15 protein-coding genes are annotated in these 18,600 nt (G+C 53.4%); 8 read left to right on the top strand and 7 right to left on the bottom strand.

All coding sequences use genetic code 11. The annotated features are described in order from the left end of the window. Positions 1 to 7: 7 nt before the first annotated feature. The 5 genes from btsT to FEK46_RS12520 all read right to left on the bottom strand — a co-directional run bounded on the left by btsT (position 8) and on the right by FEK46_RS12520 (position 6,219). Entirely contained in the window at positions 8 to 2,158 is a 2,151-nt protein-coding gene (gene btsT / locus FEK46_RS12540) for a pyruvate/proton symporter BtsT (protein WP_001309197.1), read from the bottom strand. A 501-nt stretch (positions 2,159 to 2,659) separates the two neighbouring features. Continuing rightward, complete coding sequence (locus FEK46_RS12535) at positions 2,660 to 3,925, bottom strand: FAD/NAD(P)-binding oxidoreductase (protein ID WP_130259568.1); 1,266 nt, start codon at positions 3,923 to 3,925, stop codon at positions 2,660 to 2,662. Then, positions 3,906 to 4,169: a (2Fe-2S)-binding protein gene (locus tag FEK46_RS12530; RefSeq protein WP_000017085.1), complete on the bottom strand. Its 264-nt coding sequence runs from the start codon at positions 4,167 to 4,169 to the stop codon at positions 3,906 to 3,908. The genes FEK46_RS12535 and FEK46_RS12530 overlap by 20 nt, the downstream gene beginning before the upstream one ends. Beyond that, positions 4,166 to 5,275 carry an FAD-dependent oxidoreductase gene (locus FEK46_RS12525; protein WP_130259569.1) on the bottom strand — a complete coding sequence of 370 codons (1,110 nt, stop codon included), beginning with the start codon at positions 5,273 to 5,275 and terminating at the stop codon, positions 4,166 to 4,168. Before FEK46_RS12525 ends, FEK46_RS12530 begins: the two co-directional genes overlap by 4 nt. Beyond that, positions 5,272 to 6,219: a 4-hydroxyproline epimerase gene (locus tag FEK46_RS12520; RefSeq protein ID WP_130259570.1), complete on the bottom strand. Its 948-nt coding sequence runs from the start codon at positions 6,217 to 6,219 to the stop codon at positions 5,272 to 5,274. Before FEK46_RS12520 ends, FEK46_RS12525 begins: the two co-directional genes overlap by 4 nt. Positions 6,220 to 6,530: 311 nt before the next feature. Between FEK46_RS12520 and FEK46_RS12515 the strand changes: the two genes are divergently transcribed. From FEK46_RS12515 to FEK46_RS12495, 5 genes are all read left to right on the top strand, one after another. Continuing rightward, positions 6,531 to 7,358, top strand: a complete 828-nt coding sequence (locus FEK46_RS12515) for an AraC family transcriptional regulator (RefSeq protein ID WP_130221703.1) — start codon at positions 6,531 to 6,533, stop codon at positions 7,356 to 7,358. Positions 7,359 to 7,509: 151 nt separating this feature from the next. After that, positions 7,510 to 8,430, top strand: coding sequence for a dihydrodipicolinate synthase family protein (locus FEK46_RS12510; RefSeq protein ID WP_130204736.1), 921 nt, complete (start codon positions 7,510 to 7,512; stop codon positions 8,428 to 8,430). A 14-nt stretch (positions 8,431 to 8,444) separates the two neighbouring features. Next, positions 8,445 to 10,055, top strand: coding sequence for an aldehyde dehydrogenase (NADP(+)) (locus tag FEK46_RS12505; protein WP_135490741.1), 1,611 nt, complete (start codon positions 8,445 to 8,447; stop codon positions 10,053 to 10,055). 11 nt (positions 10,056 to 10,066) lie between these two features. After that, the gene (locus FEK46_RS12500) at positions 10,067 to 11,668 is read left to right on the top strand and encodes an APC family permease (RefSeq protein ID WP_130204740.1); all 1,602 of its coding nucleotides are present in this window, start codon (positions 10,067 to 10,069) and stop codon (positions 11,666 to 11,668) included. Between the two features lie 11 nt (positions 11,669 to 11,679). Beyond that, entirely contained in the window at positions 11,680 to 12,690 is a 1,011-nt protein-coding gene (locus FEK46_RS12495; RefSeq protein ID WP_135560112.1) for an Ldh family oxidoreductase, read from the top strand. A 58-nt stretch (positions 12,691 to 12,748) separates the two neighbouring features. Here FEK46_RS12495 and FEK46_RS12490 read toward each other — a convergent pair whose 3' ends face one another. Beyond that, positions 12,749 to 13,969 carry an amino acid deaminase gene (locus tag FEK46_RS12490; protein ID WP_135560111.1) on the bottom strand — a complete coding sequence of 407 codons (1,221 nt, stop codon included), beginning with the start codon at positions 13,967 to 13,969 and terminating at the stop codon, positions 12,749 to 12,751. Between the two features lie 200 nt (positions 13,970 to 14,169). On the opposite strand from FEK46_RS12490, the gene FEK46_RS12485 reads away from it, so the two are divergent. The 3 genes from FEK46_RS12485 to FEK46_RS12475 all read left to right on the top strand — a co-directional run bounded on the left by FEK46_RS12485 (position 14,170) and on the right by FEK46_RS12475 (position 17,583). Beyond that, positions 14,170 to 15,612, top strand: coding sequence for a D-aminoacylase (locus FEK46_RS12485; RefSeq protein ID WP_135560110.1), 1,443 nt, complete (start codon positions 14,170 to 14,172; stop codon positions 15,610 to 15,612). Between the two features lie 9 nt (positions 15,613 to 15,621). Then, on the top strand, positions 15,622 to 16,011 hold the full coding sequence (locus tag FEK46_RS12480; protein ID WP_000023754.1) for a RidA family protein: 390 nt from the start codon (positions 15,622 to 15,624) through the stop codon (positions 16,009 to 16,011). Positions 16,012 to 16,113: 102 nt separating this feature from the next. After that, entirely contained in the window at positions 16,114 to 17,583 is a 1,470-nt protein-coding gene (locus FEK46_RS12475) for a sodium:solute symporter family protein (protein ID WP_130204748.1), read from the top strand. A gap of 9 nt (positions 17,584 to 17,592) precedes the next feature. On the opposite strand, the gene FEK46_RS12470 is transcribed toward FEK46_RS12475, so the two are convergent. Beyond that, positions 17,593 to 18,456 (bottom strand): MurR/RpiR family transcriptional regulator, encoded by an 864-nt coding sequence (locus FEK46_RS12470; protein ID WP_064530245.1) that lies wholly within the window; start codon positions 18,454 to 18,456, stop codon positions 17,593 to 17,595. Positions 18,457 to 18,600: the final 144 nt, after the last annotated feature.

The following is an 18,600-nucleotide window of genomic DNA, read 5'->3' as shown; positions in this document are numbered from 1 at the left end:
CAACCGGTTAGTGGTGCGAAGAGATCTTCACGCCGCCTTCCGGGATTGGAACGTACGGAGTTTCTTTGTCAGTACGTTTGTCGCTGTTACGCACCTTCAGCCAGGTTTTGAAACCGTAGAAGATGATGCTGTACACCACAATCAGAAACAGAATACTCAGGCCTGCGTTGGTGTAGTTGTTCACAACGATGTGGTTCATGTTGGCAATCTGCTGCGCCGTCAGGTCAGTACCGTTAGCAATCTTCTCTTTGTACTGGCTTGCCATGTAGAAGAAGCCTTCCATCTGCGGGTTGGTGCTGAACAGTTTCAGACCCAGCGCCCAGGTGGTGCAGATAAGCAGCCATACAGCCGGAACAACAGTTACCCAGATGTATTGGGTGCGCTTCATCTTAATCAGCACAACGGTGCCCAGTACCAGCGCTACGGCTGCCAGCATCTGGTTGGAGATACCGAACAGCGGCCACAGGCTCTTAACGCCGCCCAGCGGATCGACCACGCCCTGATACAGCAGGTAGCCCCACAGACCCACACAGCCCGCAGTACCGATGATACCGGCAACCAGAGAGTCGGTTTTTTTCAGGAACGGGATGAAGTTACCCAGCAGGTCTTGCAGCATAAAGCGGCCAGAACGGGTACCCGCATCCAGCGCGGTCAGGATGAACAGGGCTTCGAACAGAATACCGAAGTGATACCAGAAGCCCATGTCAGCCATCGGCAGCACTTTGTGGAACACGTGAGCGATACCTACCGCCAGCGTCGGCGCACCACCTGCACGGTTCAGGACAGAAGGCTCACCAATGTCTTTCGCGGTTTGCAGGATCTGCTCTGGCGAAATCACGAAGCCCCAGGAGCTGACAGTCGCTGCCGCGTGTGCGGTAACGTCTTTCAGCTGCGCCATGATGATCGGCGCGTTCTCGCCACCCATTTCATGCAGGTTAGGCATGGTGATGCCAAGGCCCGCAGGCGGTGTGTTCATCGCGAAGTAAAGACCCGGTTCGATGATGGACGCAGCAACCAGCGCCATAATCGCCACGAAGGACTCCATCAGCATTGCGCCATAGCCAATGAAACGCGCGTCGGTTTCATTAGCCAGCAGTTTCGGCGTCGTACCGGAAGAGATCAGCGCGTGGAAGCCAGATACCGCACCACAGGCGATGGTGATGAACAGGAACGGGAACAGAGCGCCTTTCCACAGCGGGCCAGTACCGTCAATATACTGGGTCATCGCAGGCATTTTCAGTTCCGGGTTCAGCACCACGATACCCAGCGCCAGGCCGACGATAACGCCGATTTTCAGGAAGGTTGCCAGATAGTCGCGCGGTGCGAGGATCAGCCACACCGGCAGCAGTGCGGAAACAAACGCATAGCCAATCAGCGCAAAGGTAATGGTGGTGTCTTTAAAGGTCAGTGCCGGACCCCAGTACGGATCGTGAGCAATCACGCCACCGAAGTAGATAGAGGCAACCAGCAGCACGATACCAATAACAGAGACTTCACCCACACGCCCCGGACGGATAAAGCGCATGTAGATACCCATAAACAGCGCAATCGGTACGGTTGAGCAAACGGTGAAGACACCCCACGGACTTTCGGCCAGGGCTTTAACCACAATCAGCGCCAGGACGGCGAGGATGATGATCATGATTAAGAAACAGCCAAACAGCGCGATAGTCCCCGGTACTGGCCCCATCTCTTCTTTGATCATCTCACCAAGAGATGCGCCGTTACGGCGAGAGGAGATAAACAGCACCATAAAGTCCTGTACCGCACCGGCCAGCACGACCCCCGCCAGCAGCCACAGCGTGCCAGGCAGGTAGCCCATCTGCGCGGCGAGAACCGGACCGACCAGCGGACCAGCACCGGCGATAGCGGCGAAGTGGTGACCAAACAACACGTAACGGTTGGTCGGAACGTAGTTCAGACCGTCGTTGTTAATAACCGCAGGCGTCGCGCGCGTGGGGTCGAGTTTCATCACCTTCTGGGCGATGTACAGACTGTAGTAGCGATACGCCACCAGATACACCGACACAGAGGCGACCACGATCCACAGGGCGCTGACGTGCTCCCCCCGACGTAATGCAACTACCGCGAGGCAGAATGCACCGATGATTCCGAGAATCACCCAGGGTATGTGCTTGAATAGTTTTTTCGTATCCATAGTAAAACCTGGCATTTTACTCGTCGTCTTTTGGCTTACGGGTGCGGCAGCTGCGTTCGTTCACCTCTGTCACTTACTTTTGTAAGTGACAGGAGATTCACTCACTGGCTGCCTTCCTGCAAACCAAAATCCATAGAGTAATTTGTTAATCATAGGCCGAAGCCGTTCTAGGTTTGCGTTGCGTTTGAGGAGGTAAATTGACCGCTATCCTGCAGTGATGTTGCCAGAGTTACGCGCGCGTAAAGTAAGGTAAATAACTGAGTGGTTATATTAGGGACGTAAGCGGTCAGGAATGGCGGTGAGCGGTTGGGCAAGAATTATTCATTAGGTGAATATGTGATTGAGATCACGAATTTTTTTGCCTGGATAGATTTCTCGTTTGCGCCTCAATAATTGCCAGATGCGCCACGCTTATCTGGCCTGGATAGATTCTGCAATGTATTGAATTTGTAAGATTTACCAGACCGGATAAGCCATTAACGTCAAATCCTTATCAGGGATTTAATGTGGTGAAGGTGGCTGGTGCGCCAGGGCAATTAACGTTTCGCTGCGAGAGGGGGAAAGGGGTTCTCGCGGTTGCGGTAATGGCCAGCCGTACAACCATCGAGCGGTAGCGGCGCAGGTTCTCCCCTGGCAGGCTCCCATGCCGCAGCGGGTCGTTAATTTGGCCTGCAGCCAGCTTTGTGCTTGCTCTACATCGCTACAGCGAATGTCTTCGCAGCGGCAAAGCAGCGTTTCTGGTGTCGCAACGCGCTTGAGACTTTCGGGCAGGGCAAAGGTTTTATGAAGTGCAAGGGCGAAGCGCTGCCACCCGGCACGTTTTTGTTGCAGAAACCTGGTTTCATGGGCGCGATCGGCCGCACAAAGTCCGGCTATCTCACCTTCTATCAGCGCCAGTTCACTGCCACCAAATCCAGTACATTCACCGGCTGCATAGATGTTTTTAACCGAGGTTCGCTGAAGTTCATCCACCTGCACGGCATCATTGCTGATGACACAATTGAAGAACAACCCTGGTTCAAGATTAGGCACCAGACCATAGCCAATAGCCAATTTGTCGCATGGCAGTGTGATTTCCCTACCATTGTGTCGGAGGGTGACAGCACGCAATGTGGCGTCGCCGTGAGCAGCGATAACCTGGCTTGCACTGAGATAACGACGAGGAAATAGTGTCGCCAGTTGGCGCAGCTTACCCGGCCAACGCCATAGCCCGAGGCCAAAGCGCAATAGCGCTGCGCGTGGGGCTTGTTCCACAATCGCCACCACTTCGCCTCCGGCACGGCGAACGTTGTCAGCAACGGCCAGTAATAGTGGCCCGCTTCCGGCAATAACCACTTTTTGATTCGCCATGTGCAGCCCCTGTTTCACTTGTGCCTGTAACCCACCCGCGCCACTGACACCGGGCAGCGTCCAGCCTGGAAACGGTAATGCAAGTTCACGAGCACCGCAGCAGAGAATCAGCTTATTCCAGCTTACTGTGCCGTAGTCTTCTGCAGTTTCGAACAGTACACAATTTTCGCTGCGGCGGGCGATTAACCTCGCTCCGTTGAGCACACGAATCCGCGATTCGTTGGCAACGGCATCGCGGTAATGGCGGGCCAGTGGAGGAAGCTGACTTTGTGGGCCATCGCGCCAGATTTGACCGCCAGGACGCGGATTATCATCAAGAATGATGACCTGCTTATCGCACTTTGCTGCGGCCAGAGCAGCTGATAGCCCCGCCGGGCCTGCACCGAGAATTAAAATGTCACACTGTAAGGTCTGCATATCCGCTCCTTTCAATCTGCATGTCTGGCTGGCAAAGGGTCTGACAACCTGGTACCCGACGACCATTAACGCTCACCCGACACTCCTGGCAAACGCCCATGCCGCAGAAGGGCGTACGTGGTTGCCCGCTCACCGAAAGGCGCGTAATGGGGTTATCAGTTAAGGCCAGTGCCGCCGCTACGCTAATACCCGTCGGGACAAACCAGGGCTGTCCGGCAATAAAAATTCGAATGGTGCCACTCATGCGCTGGCCTCCAGGGAGATAAGTCTGGCGGGTAGCCAGGGGGCAGGAGATACGAGGCTGCGTTCACCCAGCAACTGTGCGGCTAACAGCGACGCGCTGGCGGGGGCAGTGGTCACGCCAAGCCCTTCATGACCAAGAGCCAGCCAGACGCCAGCACGGGAAGGATGCGGACCGAGAAGGGGATTACCATCCTGCGAGGCGGCGCGAAAACCGCTCCAGCAACGAATAATATTGAGCGTTGCCAGAGACGGCAGAAAGTGTTGCGCTCTGGACAGCATCGCGGCCAGGAGTGGAAGGTCCAGTTCGCGATCCAGGTTATCGAACTGACGTGAAGAGCCAACCAGCAGTTGGCCGGTGGGACGAGGCTGCACATTAAAGGCCACTGACGTGCCGCCGCCGTGAGCACTGGCGCCGTAGCCAAGTTCAACCAGTTGGTGATTGACCAGTGGGCCATAGCGATCAGTAATCGCCAGTTGGCCTTTCTTCGCGCGCAGCCATGGCTCCCCCAGTAACGTATTGGCCCCCAGACCACTGGCGATGACGATCGCGTCGGCGCGTAATTGGCGACCGCTCTGTAATGTCACTGTTGGTTCTTCCAGACGAATGGCGGGATCAACCAGATGTGTCAGCTTATCGCCCGCATTGGCAATAAACCAACGGGCAACGTTTGGGGCATAGACGATGCCATCGCCCGGCACCCATAACCCGCCGGATAGCCCCGGGCGTAGCATAACTTCTCGCTCGGCCAATTGTGCGGTGCTTTGCATTTCGCTGTTTACTTTCTGCGATGCCAGACGTCGCTGCTTCTCTCGGGCAATTTCCAGTTCTTCTGGTGTTTCCGCCAGCCACAATGTGCCACAGCCGCGCCAGGCACAGCTTTGTGGTAACTGAGGCGTCAACGTGCGCCACAGTTCCAGCGACCAGGCAGAGAGCGTCAGTTCTGCGGGATCATCATCCATACAGACCAGATGCCCCATTCCTGCAGCTGTAGCTCCGGCTCGGCCGTCGTCAATTAACGTGACTCTCACCCCTCGTTTTGCCAGTTGCCATGCGCAGGCGGCCCCGATGATGCCTGCGCCGATGACAATGACCTCCGTGCTGTTCACAGGCTAATCCCCCAGCAGAAGGGATCGTCCGGATTAAGGAGCAGGCGATTGTCGCCGCATACCCAGGCTTCTCCACGAATGGTGGGGATAATCTTCTCGCCATGGCGGGTATAGTGAGCCGTAAACTGGCTACCAATAATACTGGCCTGGCGCCAGATATCGCCGGGGGCGAGTTTTCCGTCCTCTGCCAGACAGGCCAACTTGGCGCTGGTACCTGTGCCACAGGGAGAACGATCCCACGCTTTGCCAGGGCAAAGGACGAAGCTACGGCTATCCGCCTGATCGTCATCGGCAAAAAGTTCGATATGATCGATAATGCCACCATTTTCACCGACGATACCCGCATTATCGAGTCCTTCCCGTACCGCCCAGGCGTATTCAGTTAACTGCGGGATTTGTTCCGGCACAATATCAAATGGATGATCATTAATAAGAAAAAACCAGTTGCCACCCCAGGCGATATCACCTGTAACTGTACCCACCGCCGTTTCCACACTTACCTGTTTTTGCCAGCGCCAGGCCGGAACGTTTTCAACTGACACACTGCCATCGTCATGCAATGTGGCGTTTACATCTCCAACAGGGGTTTCAATGCGATGAACGCCTGGTTTAATACGATCTAACCAGGCCAGTGAAGCAACAAGCCCGATAGTGCCGTGCCCACACATATTCAGGTATCCAGCATTATTGAAAAAGATGACACCCGCCGTGGCATGAGGGGAAACCGGCTCACACAGTAGCGCGCCGACCAGCACGTCGTTACCGCGTGGCTCAAGAATTATGGCTTTGCGCCAACTGTCAAATTCCCGGGCAAAACGTTCGCGCCGTTCGGCCATGCTGCCGCTACCGAGATCGGGAAAGCCATCAATAATCAACCGGGTCGGCTCGCCTCCGGTATGGGAGTCGATAGCCCTGAGTTCAGTGATTTGGTGAGGAACATGCATGCTTTGGCTCCATGTGGTTAACGAAATGTTTCTAAATGCTGGCGTAATTGCAACTTTATCGCTTGAAGGGTTTCTGCAAGGGAAATGACGAAATCAGCACAGTGAATTATTTCGCGACACCAGGAGCGGTCATACTTTTTTAATATTAATCATCTTGTTAGTGATGTGTTAGACCAAGAACAAGCGTTCGTCAGTAGTGAGAGCAACGGAAAGTGGAAATACACGGAAGGATCGCAAAATGCGCTTTCAGTACTTGTTATGTTAACTAAAGGTTAATAAACATTCATCCTCAATCGCTATGAGGAACAGCTATGTCCAGCATATGTCATCAGACTATTGAGTTTTCCCCTTGTGAAGAAACTGCGCTGGCCGTTGATGAACTTAGTCAAATTTGCGAGGGGCTGGCGCGGCAGCGTCCACAAAATATTCAGGCATTGTTAAATGCACTGGCACTGATTGCGCCACTTCTTAACGCCATTCCTAATGTGGTGTTTTTTATTAAGGATGTGCAGGCCCGTTATCTGTTAGTCAATATGACGTTGGCGCGACGCTGCGGGTTTAAAAACGTGACATCGCTACTGGGGAAGACATCGGCAGATGTTTTCCCTTCTGCACTGGGACGAGGATATACCGAACAGGATCTGCGTGTGCTACGCGAAGGGGTTGCGTTACGTGATCAACTGGAGATGCATCTCTATAACGGGCGCGAACGCGGCTGGTGCCTGACGCAGAAACTGGCACTGCGCGATATGCAGGGGCGTGTGATTGGAATGGCGGGGATCTCACATGATCTCCAGGAAGCACATGCACGTCATCCTGCCTGGCAACGTCTGGCGATCATCGATGAGCACATTCGCAATCACTACCACCGCGCGATCTCTATGGAAGAGTTGACTGAAATGAGCGGAATGTCTGTGGCGCAAATTGAACGCTACTGTAAGCGGATTTTTCACCTGACTCCTCGCCAGATGATCCACAAAGTTCGACTGGAAAAGGCCACGGAGTTGCTTGCCGGAACTACGCCGATTACCGATATCGCTTTGCAGTGCGGTTATACCGACCACAGTGCGTTCAGCCGTCAATTTAAGGCGATGACAGGCTCAACACCGCGTGATTTTCGGATGACGTTGGTCGGGTAGCACGACAAATCGCAACCGGGCATTGTGCTAATTTCGTCATCCTGGGGAAAGAAAATCGACAAGCCGCCAGCGCAAGGAGAGGTCAATCTGTTAATGGGAATTCACTTTTAATTCACATTAACACAACAGGTTGACAATAAGGAAACCAAAGATGAGCAATAAAGCGATTAACTGGAGTGGCGTTTTTCCGGCGGTTAGCACTCAGTTCCGTAGTGATTACTCACTTGATTTGGATGCCACCCATGCGGTGATGAAAAACCTGGTTAAAGACGGGGTTTCTGGCCTGGTAGTGTGCGGTAGCGTAGGAGAAAACACGTCACTTACCACTCAGGAAAAACTGCAAATCATCGAAGTCGCGAAAGATGCTGCTGGCGGAAAAATTCCGGTGATTGCCGGGGTTGCTGAGTTCACCACCGCCTTTGCCCGGACGATGGCAAAAGAGGCCGAGAAGGTCGGTGTTGATGGCGTTATGGTGATGCCTGCTTTGGTTTACTCGTCTAAGCCTCATGAAACTGCAGCGCACTTCCGCAGTGTGGCAATGGCGACCGACCTGCCGATCATGGTCTATAACAACCCACCGATTTATAAAAACGATGTCACCCCTGATATCCTGGAAACACTCGCTGATTGCGAAAATATTGTCTGCTTTAAAGATTCCTCTGGTGATACTCGTCGCTTTATCGATCTTCGCAATGCGGTAGGAGATCGCTTTGTGCTGTTTGCAGGGCTGGATGATGTCGTGGTTGAGAGCATTGCGGTGGGCGCTGAAGGCTGGATTTCCGGGATGTCAAACGCCTTCCCACGCGAAGGTGAGACGTTGTTCCGTTTGGCAAAACAACAGCGTTTTGACGAGGCTATGGCGCTGTATCGCTGGTTTATGCCGCTGCTGCATCTCGATGCGCGCCCTGACCTGGTGCAGTGTATCAAGCTGTGCGAAGCCCTGTTGGGGCGTGGCAGTGAGGTTACTCGCCCGCCGCGTCTGGCGCTGGAAGGTGAAACGCGTGCCCAGGTTGTGGCGATAGTTGAGAAAGCGCTGGCGACTCGCCCTGCGCTGCCGGACGTGGGCCTTTGAGGTGGGGAGAGACTATGACTGAAACTTTTCCTTTCACCGGGCAACAGTTCATCGCCGGGCAACGTGTTGCCAGCGGTGAACCGTCGCTGGTCAGCCTGCGAGCGCAGGATGGCGAACCTACCGGGCAACGTTTTTACCCGGCCTCCGCGGAGGAGGCCGCGCAGGCGGCTATTGCGGCGCAGCAGGCTTTTGTGCGCTATTCACAGACCAGCGTCGGGCAACGTGCCGATTTTTTAGAAACCATCGCCGATGAACTTGATGCGGCAGGCGACGAACTGTTCGCTACGGCACATCAGGAGACGGCGTTACCCCTGGCGCGTTTACAGGGAGAGCGGGCAAGAACCAGCGGGCAGATGCGCATGTTTGCCGGGTTATTACGTCGGGGCGATCTGTTTGAGGTAAGAATTGATACTGCGTTGCCGGAGCGTCAGCCTTTGCCTCGACCGGATTTGCGCCAGTATAAAACGGCTCTCGGGCCGGTGGCGGTATTTGGTGCCAGCAACTTTCCACTCGCTTTTTCTACCGCCGGTGGTGATACAGCAGCGGCACTGGCTGCAGGATGCCCGGTAGTTGTGAAAGCGCATCCTGGGCATATGGCAACGGCAGAAATTATCGCATCAGCGATCGCTCGTGCCGTGACTAAATGCGCCATGCCCGCAGGCGTATTCAATATGATTTTCGGTACTGATATCGGTGCTGAACTGGTGAAACATCCCGCAATTCAGGCGGTGGGTTTTACCGGCTCATTACGTGGTGGCATGGCGCTCTTTCGTTTGGCCCAACAGCGTCCACAGCCGATACCGGTTTTTGCCGAAATGTCGGCTCTCAATCCCTTTTTCATTCTGCCGCAGGCGCTATCAGTACGTGCCGATACGCTGGCCCGCGATTTAGTCGCGTCGTTCACGCTGGGATGTGGACAGTTCTGCACTAAACCAGGCTTGGTTGTGTTGCTGAAGGGGGAGAAAAACGCGGACTTTTTGCAGCAACTGGTTGAGAAAGTGAATGCCGCCTCACCGCAACTCATGCTGAACGCCTCCACGCTTGAGCACTATCGCCACAGCGTAGAGAAACTGGCAGGACATCCGACAATTCAGTGTTTGGCGGGGGACGATAATCATCAGACCGGACGTGCAGAAGCTCGTCTCTATCAGGCTCAGGTGGCAAGCGTACTTGAAAAAGATCCTCTGTTGCAGGAGGAAGTGTTCGGGCCGCTCGCGATTGTGGTTGAAGCCGCTGATGAAGCGGAGTTGTTGCAGGTGATTAACGCTCTGCAAGGGCAACTTACTGCCACACTTCAGGCGGATGAGGATGACCGGCAACTGGCTGGTCGTTTATTGCCGTTGTTGGCTGATAAAGCCGGACGCGTATTGTTCAACGGCTATCCCACCGGCGTCGAGGTTTGCGATGCCATGGTACACGGTGGTCCGTTCCCGGCAACCACCGACGCGCGCGGCACGTCCGTAGGCACGCTGTCCATTACTCGTTTTCTGCGCCCGGTATGCCTGCAAAATGCACCCGCTGCGCTATTACCGCCTGCGTTGCAGGACAGTAATCCATTAAACCTGCTGCGCCTGGTTAACGGCCAGTGGACCCGGGAAGCCATTTCCTCCTTGTTGACTCATTGAAGGGCATCACTATGACAATTCCTTCTACCCAAAGCACGCAAACCGTCGTTGTTGAGTCGGGGAAGTTTAAAAAGCAGTTAACGCTCACCGACTTGACCTTTATTGGTCTGGGGGCGATTTTTGGTTCTGGCTGGCTGTTTGCTGCCAGCCATGTCGCATCGATCGCTGGCCCAGCTGGGATTGCTTCCTGGGTTATTGGCGGTTTTGCGGTGTTGCTACTGGGGATTATTTACTGCGAACTGGGGGCGGCGCTTCCCCGCGCGGGCGGTATTATTCGTTACCCGGTATTTTCGCACGGCGAATTGATGGGCTATCTGCTGGGCTTTATTACCCTGATTGCCTTCTCCAGCCTGATCTCCATTGAGATTGTAGCCGCACGGCAATATGCTGCCGCCTGGTTTCCGGCGCTGACGCAGACGGGGAGCAGTGACCCGACGCTGTTAGGCTGGGTGGTGCAGTTCTTACTGTTGTGCTTCTTTTTTGCCCTGAACTACTACAGTGTCAAAACGTTCGCCCGCTCGAACAATTTTATTAGTGTGCTGAAGTTTCTGGTGCCGTTGCTGGTGGTAATAACGTTATTTGCCTTCTTCAAACCGGAGAATCTGCATATACAGGGTATGGCTCCATTTGGTATGTCAGGAGTGGAAGCGGCAATTAGCGCGGGTGGGATTATCTTCGCTTACCTTGGGCTGACACCGATTATCTCCGTTGCCAGCGAGGCGCAAAATCCGCAACGTACCATCCCATTTGCGCTGATCCTCTCGGTAATTCTTTCGACCATCATCTACGTTCTGCTGCAGATAGCCTTTTTGGGCAGCATTCCTACTGAATCGCTAAGTGGGGGTTGGGCGGAGATCAGTAAGAACTATTCGCTGCCGTATCGTGATATCGCCATTACCCTTGGGATGGGCTGGCTGGCATTTATGGTGGTATGTGATGCTATTGTGTCTCCCAGCGGCACTGGCAATATTTACATGAATGCGACACCGCGCGTGATCTATGGCTGGGCGAAGGCGGGAACATTCTTTAAAACCTTTACTCATATCGATAAGGAGTCAGGTATTCCACGTCCGGCACTGTGGCTGACGTTTGGTTTATCTATCTTCTGGACGCTGCCGTTCCCGTCGTGGGAGCAATTGATTAGCGTGGTTTCTGCGGCTCTGGTACTGAGCTACGCCATCGCGCCAGTTACAGCTGCCGGGCTGCGTCGTAATGCACCAGATATGCCGCGCCCGTTCCGCGTTCGTGGTTTTGCGGTGCTCGGCCCACTCTCTTTTATGATTTCCGCGCTGATTGTTTTTTGGTCTGGTTGGGGAACGCTTTCCTGGCTGCTGGGGCTACAAATCGTAATGTTTGTGGTTTACGTGGTTTGTAAGTCGAAAGTGCCTGTTCAGCATGTCAGCCTGGCGCAGCAGATTAAATCTTCATTGTGGCTTATTGCCTTCTATGCCCTGATTATGCTGTTTTCCTGGTTGGGTAGTTTTGGCGGTAGCGGCATTATAGGTCACCCGTGGGATACTATCGTCGTCGCGCTGATGTCGTTGGGAATTTATTACTGGGGCGCATACACCTGTCTTCCTCGGGCGAACTTTAACGGGGATGAAGAAGAATAAAGGAGTAGAAAATGGATAGAGTAATCCTCTCATTATCAGAGGCTTACGCACTAGCCTATCATGCGCTCATCAGTAACGGATTTAGTGAGCAACATGCGGTGGTGATTGCAAACAACGTTACCGCCGGGGAGCGCGACGGTTGTGCCTCGCACGGTTTATGGCGACTGCTGGGGATTGTTGACACGCTGCGAAAAGGGAAAGTCTCTGCCGATGCTCTGCCGACAGTGGAATCTCAGGCTCCGGCAATCGTTAAGGCCGATGCCAAAGGTGGCTATTCGCTGTTGGCTTATCAGCAGGCACTGCCGTTACTGATCGAGAAAACGCGTCAGTGCGGGATTGCAGCACTGGCGATTAATCATTGTGTTCACTACTCCGCCTTATTTGTGGATGTTGAACCGCTGACTGAAGCCGGACTGGTGGCGCTGGCGACCACGCCAAGCCATGCCTGGGTTGCGCCGAAAGGGGGGCGCAAACCTCTTTTTGGTACTAACCCAATCGCGTTTGGTTGGCCGCGCGACAAGCAGCCGCCATTTATTTTTGATATGGCGACCAGTGCGGCGGCACGCGGGGAGATTCAGTTACATCAGCGAGCCGGGAAATCACTTCCTGAAGGTTGGGGGATCGACAGCAATGGCAACGCCACCACCGATCCACAAGCTGTGCTGGACGGAGCAATGTTAACCTTCGGCGGTCATAAAGGTTCGGCACTGGCAGCGATGGTGGAGCTGATTGCGGGGCCACTGATTGGCGATATGACCAGTGCTGAGTCTCTTGCGTGGGATAATGGTGCAGGTGGTTTGCCATATGGAGGAGAGTTGATCCTGGCACTCGATCCGCAGCGTTTTCTTGGTGAGGATGCCGGGAGGCATCTGGCAAGGGCGGAAACACTGTTTAGTCAGATGCAGGCACAGGGCGCGCGCCTGCCAGGAGAACGTCGCTACCAGGCACGATTGCGCAGTGAGCAACAGGGTGTAGAGATCAGCCAATCACTCTATGACGATATTCGATCCTTAAGTAGCTGATAGATACTAAAGGATATACATACAATTAATGGCGGGAAGGATCCCGCCATCTGCGCTATCAAAACAACGTATCCAGCTCTGCCAGTACGTTGTAGTCGTCATCAGTCAATAACAACGTTTTCCATTTGTCGAAGGTCAGGCACGGATGGGAAGTGCCAAACACCAGAATATCCCCCACCTGCACGTCGCTATTAGCTGACAGTTGCAACATACAGTGCTGATCCATAATGCCGACACTGCGAATAGCCTCAGGATCAAACGCCAGTGGCTTGCCGTTGCGATAGTGGGCGACTGGTTGCGGCAGTCCGGCGTCGAAGGCGCAATCACGCTTACCAAAATTAGCCACCGCACGATCGGCCTCCGGCACCGATTGCACCATGGCGACCAGTTCCAGTGCAGATGTGAGATCGCCTGCCAGATCGCAAGCCACTGGATCACGGGCGATCAATTGCTGTTGCGCGATGTCGTAGATCCCTGCGTCATGGGTGATGTAGCAGCCTGGGCGAATGACGATCCGGTAGTTATCAGGCTTTTCTGCCGCCAGCCAGATATTGCACACCACGTCATACCAGACAGTGCCTGCTCCGGTGAGAATAAACTCGCCATCAACCAGACTTGCCATATCACAAGCCAGTTGTGCGGCATCCCGCAGCAGCGCTTCTACCTGCGGTTGTGGATCGTCACCGTGTAAAACCCCTTCATATAACTCCAGCCCGCGCAGACGTAGCCCTGGTAATTGGGCCGCTTGTTTAGCCAGTGCCAGTGCGGCATCCGTTGAGCGGCAACCACAGCGCCCGCCGGGAACCCCCAGCTCAATCATCACGTTCAGCGTCTGTTGCTGGCTGGCAAAAAAGACAGACAAAGCGCGGGCGTTCTCAATGCTGTCGATACAGCAGATAAAATCGACTTTCGGGTAATGCCGTTGCAACTGGGCAATCAACTGCATATTCGCCTTGCCGACCAACTGGTTAACCATCAGCACACGCTGAATACCGCTCGCCATTGCCGCACCAGCCTGCCACGCGCTACCGACACCTATTGCCCAGGCGCCAGCCGCCTGCTGCGCCTGAAAAATCCACGGCGTCATGGTGGTTTTACCGTGCGGTGCCAGCGAAACGCCGCGCGCGTCAGCATAGCGTTGCATCCACATAATGTTGTTCTCCAGAGCCTGCTTTTTAATGATCGCGGCAGGTAAACAAACATCTTCGGTAAGGATATTTGCGGGCATTTGCATCAGGGCAGATTTATGGGGAACCAGCGGCTCCGAGTGGTATTTCATAACATTCACCTTTTAAAGATTTCACTGTATCGGATGTGAGTATCATTTTTAACTAAATGAAATATAAACATTTAGTTTATTTATCTTATGATTTATGAATAAAAGTATCAGAAAATCATCTGGGTTTTGCGTAGTTTTCCACTGTTTTTCATCCTTGTAAATGGTTAACTTATCACCATTGCAGAAATGGAGTGACGAACATGCAGGTTGACTGGTTATTCAAAAATGTGACGGTTATCGACGGCAGCGGCGGCCCTGAATTTCGCGGTGACGTGGCAATAACAGGTGATCGGATTGTCTATATAGCCCCTGCGCTTAACGTTACGGCGCAGCAGGTCATTGACGGTGAAGGACGGGTGCTGGCACCAGGGTTTATCGACGTTCATACCCATGACGATATCAACGTTATTCGCATCCCGGAATATCTGCCAAAAATCAGCCAGGGGATCACCACCGTGATTGTCGGCAACTGCGGGATCAGTGCAGCGTCGGCGAAAATGAAAGGCGAAGTCCCTGACCCGATGAATCTGTTGGGGGAAGCGGAGCACTTTATTTATCCCACCGTTGAAAGCTATGCCCAGGCAGTGGAAGCAGCCAGACCGTCACTGAACGTAGGCACGCTGATTGGTCATACGGCGCTGCGTAATAATCATATGGACGACCTGTTTCGCCCGGCGACGGCGGATGAAATTACCGCTATGCGTGCCGACTTACGTCTGGCGTTGAGTCAGGGGGCGCTGGGGTTAAGTTCCGGACTGGCTTATGCCACGGCATTTCAGGCGACTACCGAAGAGGTAATGGCGCTGGCGGAAGAATTAGCCGGTGAGAAGGGGGTTTATACCACTCATCTGCGTTCTGAATTCGAACCGATTCTGGATGCGCTGGATGAGGCGTTTCGTATTGGGCGTCATGGCAAAGTGCCTGTCGTTGTTTCTCACCATAAATGCGCCGGGGCGAAAAACTGGGGGCGGACAAAAGAAACGTTGGCCTTTTTTGACCAAATGCGTCAACACCAGGAAATTGGCTGCGATGTCTACCCTTACTCAGCCAGCTCTTCAACGCTGGATCTCAAACAAGTCACCGACGAATTCGATATTGTGATCACCTGGTCACAAACACATCCGCAGCAGGCCGGGAAAACACTGGCGCAAATCGCCACCGACTGGCAGATGAGTATGCTGGAGGCCGCGAAGCTGCTAATGCCTGCCGGGGCTATCTATTACAACATGGATGAGCGCGACGTCCGCCGAGTATTGAGTTATCCAGTCAGTATGATTGGCTCTGATGGCCTGCCCAATGATCCCATGCCGCATCCGCGTTTATGGGGCGCTTTCCCTCGTGTGCTGGGTCACTATTGTCGTGATGAAGGCTTATTCCCGCTGACCACGGCTATCCACAAAATGACCGGGCTTTCTGCCAGCCGTTTTTGTCTGCCCCAGCGTGGACTGGTGAAAGTCGGCTATTTTGCGGACCTGGTGTTGTTCGATCCGCAAACCATTCGTGATGTTGCCAGTTTTTCTGATCCCAAACGCCCGGCAGAGGGCATTGAAGCGGTGATGGTAAATGGCGTTATGAGCTATGGTCGCGATAAACATATTACAGGCCGTGCGGGCCGTTTCCTGCGCCGCCAGACCTCACATTAAGGAGTGAATATGAGCATTAAACGTTACGGTACGGAAGGTGGAACAGGCACTGGTGGGCAGCATTTGCCGTTTGCCAGGGCGGTTGAGGCGGGCGGCTGGCTGTACGTCTCCGGGCAAACACCCATGAAAAACGGTGAAGTGGTAGAAGGCGGTATCGTTGAACAGTCACGACTGGCGATCCAAAACTGTGTCGACATCATGACTGAAGCCGGTTATAGCCTGGCGGATGTGGTTCACGTGAAAGTGATCCTGACCGACGCCCGCTATTTCCAGTCCTTTAATAAAGTATTCAGAGAATTTTTTGGCGAAAATCCGCCTGCACGTATTTGTTGTGTGGCTGATCTGGTTGTCGATTGTAAAGTCGAAGTCGATGTGACCTGTTATAACGCGACCCGCTAATAAATTTAAGAATTAAAAAAACAGACCACAATTGAGTGCTGAATACATTTAGCACTCCGGGAACTCTTACATTATTTTCTCTCTACTGGCAGGATGTGAATTATGAACAGTCATATCTTTTTAGTCGGCTTTATTATTTATGCCATCGCCATGATTTGGCTTGGTTGGTTTGTTTCTCGTAATCAGAAAAGCGGAGAAGATTTTCTGCTGGGCGGGCGTTCGCTGCCGCTGTTTCTGACGCTGGGCTCAACCGTTGCCACGATGGTCGGCACGGGTTCCAGTATGGGCGCAGTGGGCTTTGGCTACAGTAATGGCTGGGCCGGAATGCTTTATGGCGTCGGTGGAGCCGTAGGTATATTGCTGGTGGCGTGGCTGTTTGCTCCGGTACGTAAATTACGTTTTATGACCATGAGTGAAGAACTCTCTTATTATACTGGCGGGAGTCATTTAATTAAAAATATTGTCGGTCTGATGATATTTATTGCCTCTATTGGCTGGCTGGGCGCGCATATTTTAGGTGGCAGTATGTATCTTGCCTGGGCAACAGGTATTGATCTTACTGTAGCAAAATTAATTATCGCCTTAGCTTTTGCGATTTACGTTATTATCGGCGGTTATTCGGCGGTAGTGTGGACAGACACCATTCAGGCCTTAATTTTGTTCTTTGGTTTTATTTTGATGGCTATTCTTGCCGTTGTTCACGTAGGCGGCTGGAGTGCGATTGAACAGGCGATGGACCCAAAAGCGATGAGCCTGTTTGCGATTGATAAAATGGGCGTGTTACCTGCGCTTTCGCTGGCGCTGGTTATTGGCGTAGGTGTGCTGGCAACACCGTCTTATCGCCAGCGTATTTACTCGGGTAAAGATGTTCCCTCTGTACGCCGTTCGTTTGTTATTACTGGCGTGTTGTATCTGTTCTTCTCAATTCTGCCTGCCATTATCGGCATGGCGGCGTTCACCATGAACCCGAATCTGGAAAACAGTAACTATGCCTTCTTGTTCGCCACCAGTTTTCTGCCGCCATTGCTTGGCCTGGTGGTACTGATTGCCGGGCTTTCTGCCACCATGTCTTCCGCCAGCTCTGATGCCATCGCTGCGGTGGCGATTATGATGCGCGACGTCTACACCATGGTTACCGGCAGAATGCCGCCGGAGAACAAGGCAATCACTTACTCACGCTGGATGCTGACCTTTGTTATTGGCCTGGCGCTGGTCTTTGCTCTGACCTCTAATGACATCATCAGCTACATTACCAAAATGATTTCGATGCTGATGTCCGGGCTGTTTATCTGCTCGATTCTCGGTCGCTTCTGGCTACGTTTTAACTGGCAGGGCGCGCTGGCGGCGTTAGTGAGCGGTATGGTGATGTCAATTGTGGTGCTGATGAATGCCGACTGGCTGGCTTACTGGGGTAACCCGTGTATTCCGTCAGTGCTGGGAAGCCTGGTCGCTGGCGTACTGGTGACGCTGGTAACGCCAGCAAGCGAGATCAGCCGGGAAGAAGCTCTGGCTATTATCACCAATGAGCGTGAAAACCAGAGGGTCGTGATCACCAAACCTGAAGAGGCATAACCAATAGTGCTAATCGCCAAGTGGCTGGCGGTTAGCGCCACCCCGGTGGCTGTCTAGTGCCAGTTTTATCCGCCGCAGGCGATCTTTCGCCTGCGCTTTATTTGCCATAGCCAGCTCTGTTGCCAGCACATCGATCATCGCGAGCATGGCGTAACGGGAAGGGGTGGGCTTAAAAATGTAATCACTTTCCTGAACCAGCAACGGCAATACCAGATCCACCTGTTCTGCCAGCGGTGTTTGTGCTGGCGTAATGGCAATAACACGCGCGCCATACTGACGGGCGATTGCGGCACTTTCGATGATTTCCGGTGTATAACCGCCCAGCGACAGTACAATCACCACATCCTGCGGCATAACCGCAGAGCACATCATTCTCATCATGAGTGAGTCGTTCTGACTGACCACTGGCAATCCCAGGCGGAACAGACGGTACTGGATCTCCTGCGAGCAGATGGTAGAACCGCCGCCCGTTCCCAATGCAAGAATTTGCCGCGCCTGGCTTAACCAACTGACCGCCTGGCTGATGGCGTTCATATCCAACGAGCGACGATGCGTTTCCAGCACGCTGATAATTGATTCGTAGATCCCCTGAACACCGTCAAGATCCGGTACATCGAGAATAAACCGCTGCCCGATAGCCAGTGACTGCGCCAGTTTGACTTTCAGTTCGCGGACATCTTTGCAACCCAATGCACGGGCAAAACGCGTAACCGACGCCTGGCTGGTTTGTGTTAACCGCGCCAGCTCAGCAATTGGCAGTTCCACGGCTGCGGAGACGTCATCAAGAATAAATTGTGCGATACGCTTTTCAGTGGCGGTTAACGCCATAAACCGTTCGGTAATGCAGGAGATGATATCGATGCTATAAGCCATGGGAGTATCACTGATTCAGTAAAAACTGGTACTTTGTACCATAAAAATTGCTCCAGAGTGTGACCCTCATAAAAAATGTAAGTACGCAGCGACAAAAAAACGCTCAACACCGCTCCAGATCATAAAGTTTTCTACCACCAGGCC

The sequence above is a fragment of the Escherichia sp. E4736 genome (assembly GCF_005781225.1).
Classification (GTDB): Bacteria; Pseudomonadota; Gammaproteobacteria; order Enterobacterales; family Enterobacteriaceae; genus Escherichia.
The sequence above is the reverse complement of the archived record's forward strand: the minus strand, read 5'-3'. Positions and strand labels throughout refer to the sequence as shown.

Excerpts from the sequence above, each read along its gene's own strand:
- btsT (WP_001309197.1), bottom strand. The coding sequence starts at position 2,158 with ATGGATACGAAAAAACTATTCAAGCACATACCCTGGGTGATTCTCGGA.
- FEK46_RS12535 (WP_130259568.1), bottom strand. The coding sequence starts at position 3,925 with ATGCAGACCTTACAGTGTGACATTTTAATTCTCGGTGCAGGCCCGGCG.
- FEK46_RS12530 (WP_000017085.1), bottom strand. The coding sequence starts at position 4,169 with ATGAGTGGCACCATTCGAATTTTTATTGCCGGACAGCCCTGGTTTGTC.
- FEK46_RS12520 (WP_130259570.1), bottom strand. The coding sequence starts at position 6,219 with ATGCATGTTCCTCACCAAATCACTGAACTCAGGGCTATCGACTCCCAT.
- FEK46_RS12515 (WP_130221703.1), top strand. The coding sequence starts at position 6,531 with ATGTCCAGCATATGTCATCAGACTATTGAGTTTTCCCCTTGTGAAGAA.
- FEK46_RS12510 (WP_130204736.1), top strand. The coding sequence starts at position 7,510 with ATGAGCAATAAAGCGATTAACTGGAGTGGCGTTTTTCCGGCGGTTAGC.
- FEK46_RS12505 (WP_135490741.1), top strand. The coding sequence starts at position 8,445 with ATGACTGAAACTTTTCCTTTCACCGGGCAACAGTTCATCGCCGGGCAA.
- FEK46_RS12500 (WP_130204740.1), top strand. The coding sequence starts at position 10,067 with ATGACAATTCCTTCTACCCAAAGCACGCAAACCGTCGTTGTTGAGTCG.
- FEK46_RS12495 (WP_135560112.1), top strand. The coding sequence starts at position 11,680 with ATGGATAGAGTAATCCTCTCATTATCAGAGGCTTACGCACTAGCCTAT.
- FEK46_RS12490 (WP_135560111.1), bottom strand. The coding sequence starts at position 13,969 with ATGAAATACCACTCGGAGCCGCTGGTTCCCCATAAATCTGCCCTGATG.
- FEK46_RS12485 (WP_135560110.1), top strand. The coding sequence starts at position 14,170 with ATGCAGGTTGACTGGTTATTCAAAAATGTGACGGTTATCGACGGCAGC.
- FEK46_RS12480 (WP_000023754.1), top strand. The coding sequence starts at position 15,622 with ATGAGCATTAAACGTTACGGTACGGAAGGTGGAACAGGCACTGGTGGG.
- FEK46_RS12475 (WP_130204748.1), top strand. The coding sequence starts at position 16,114 with ATGAACAGTCATATCTTTTTAGTCGGCTTTATTATTTATGCCATCGCC.
- FEK46_RS12470 (WP_064530245.1), bottom strand. The coding sequence starts at position 18,456 with ATGGCTTATAGCATCGATATCATCTCCTGCATTACCGAACGGTTTATG.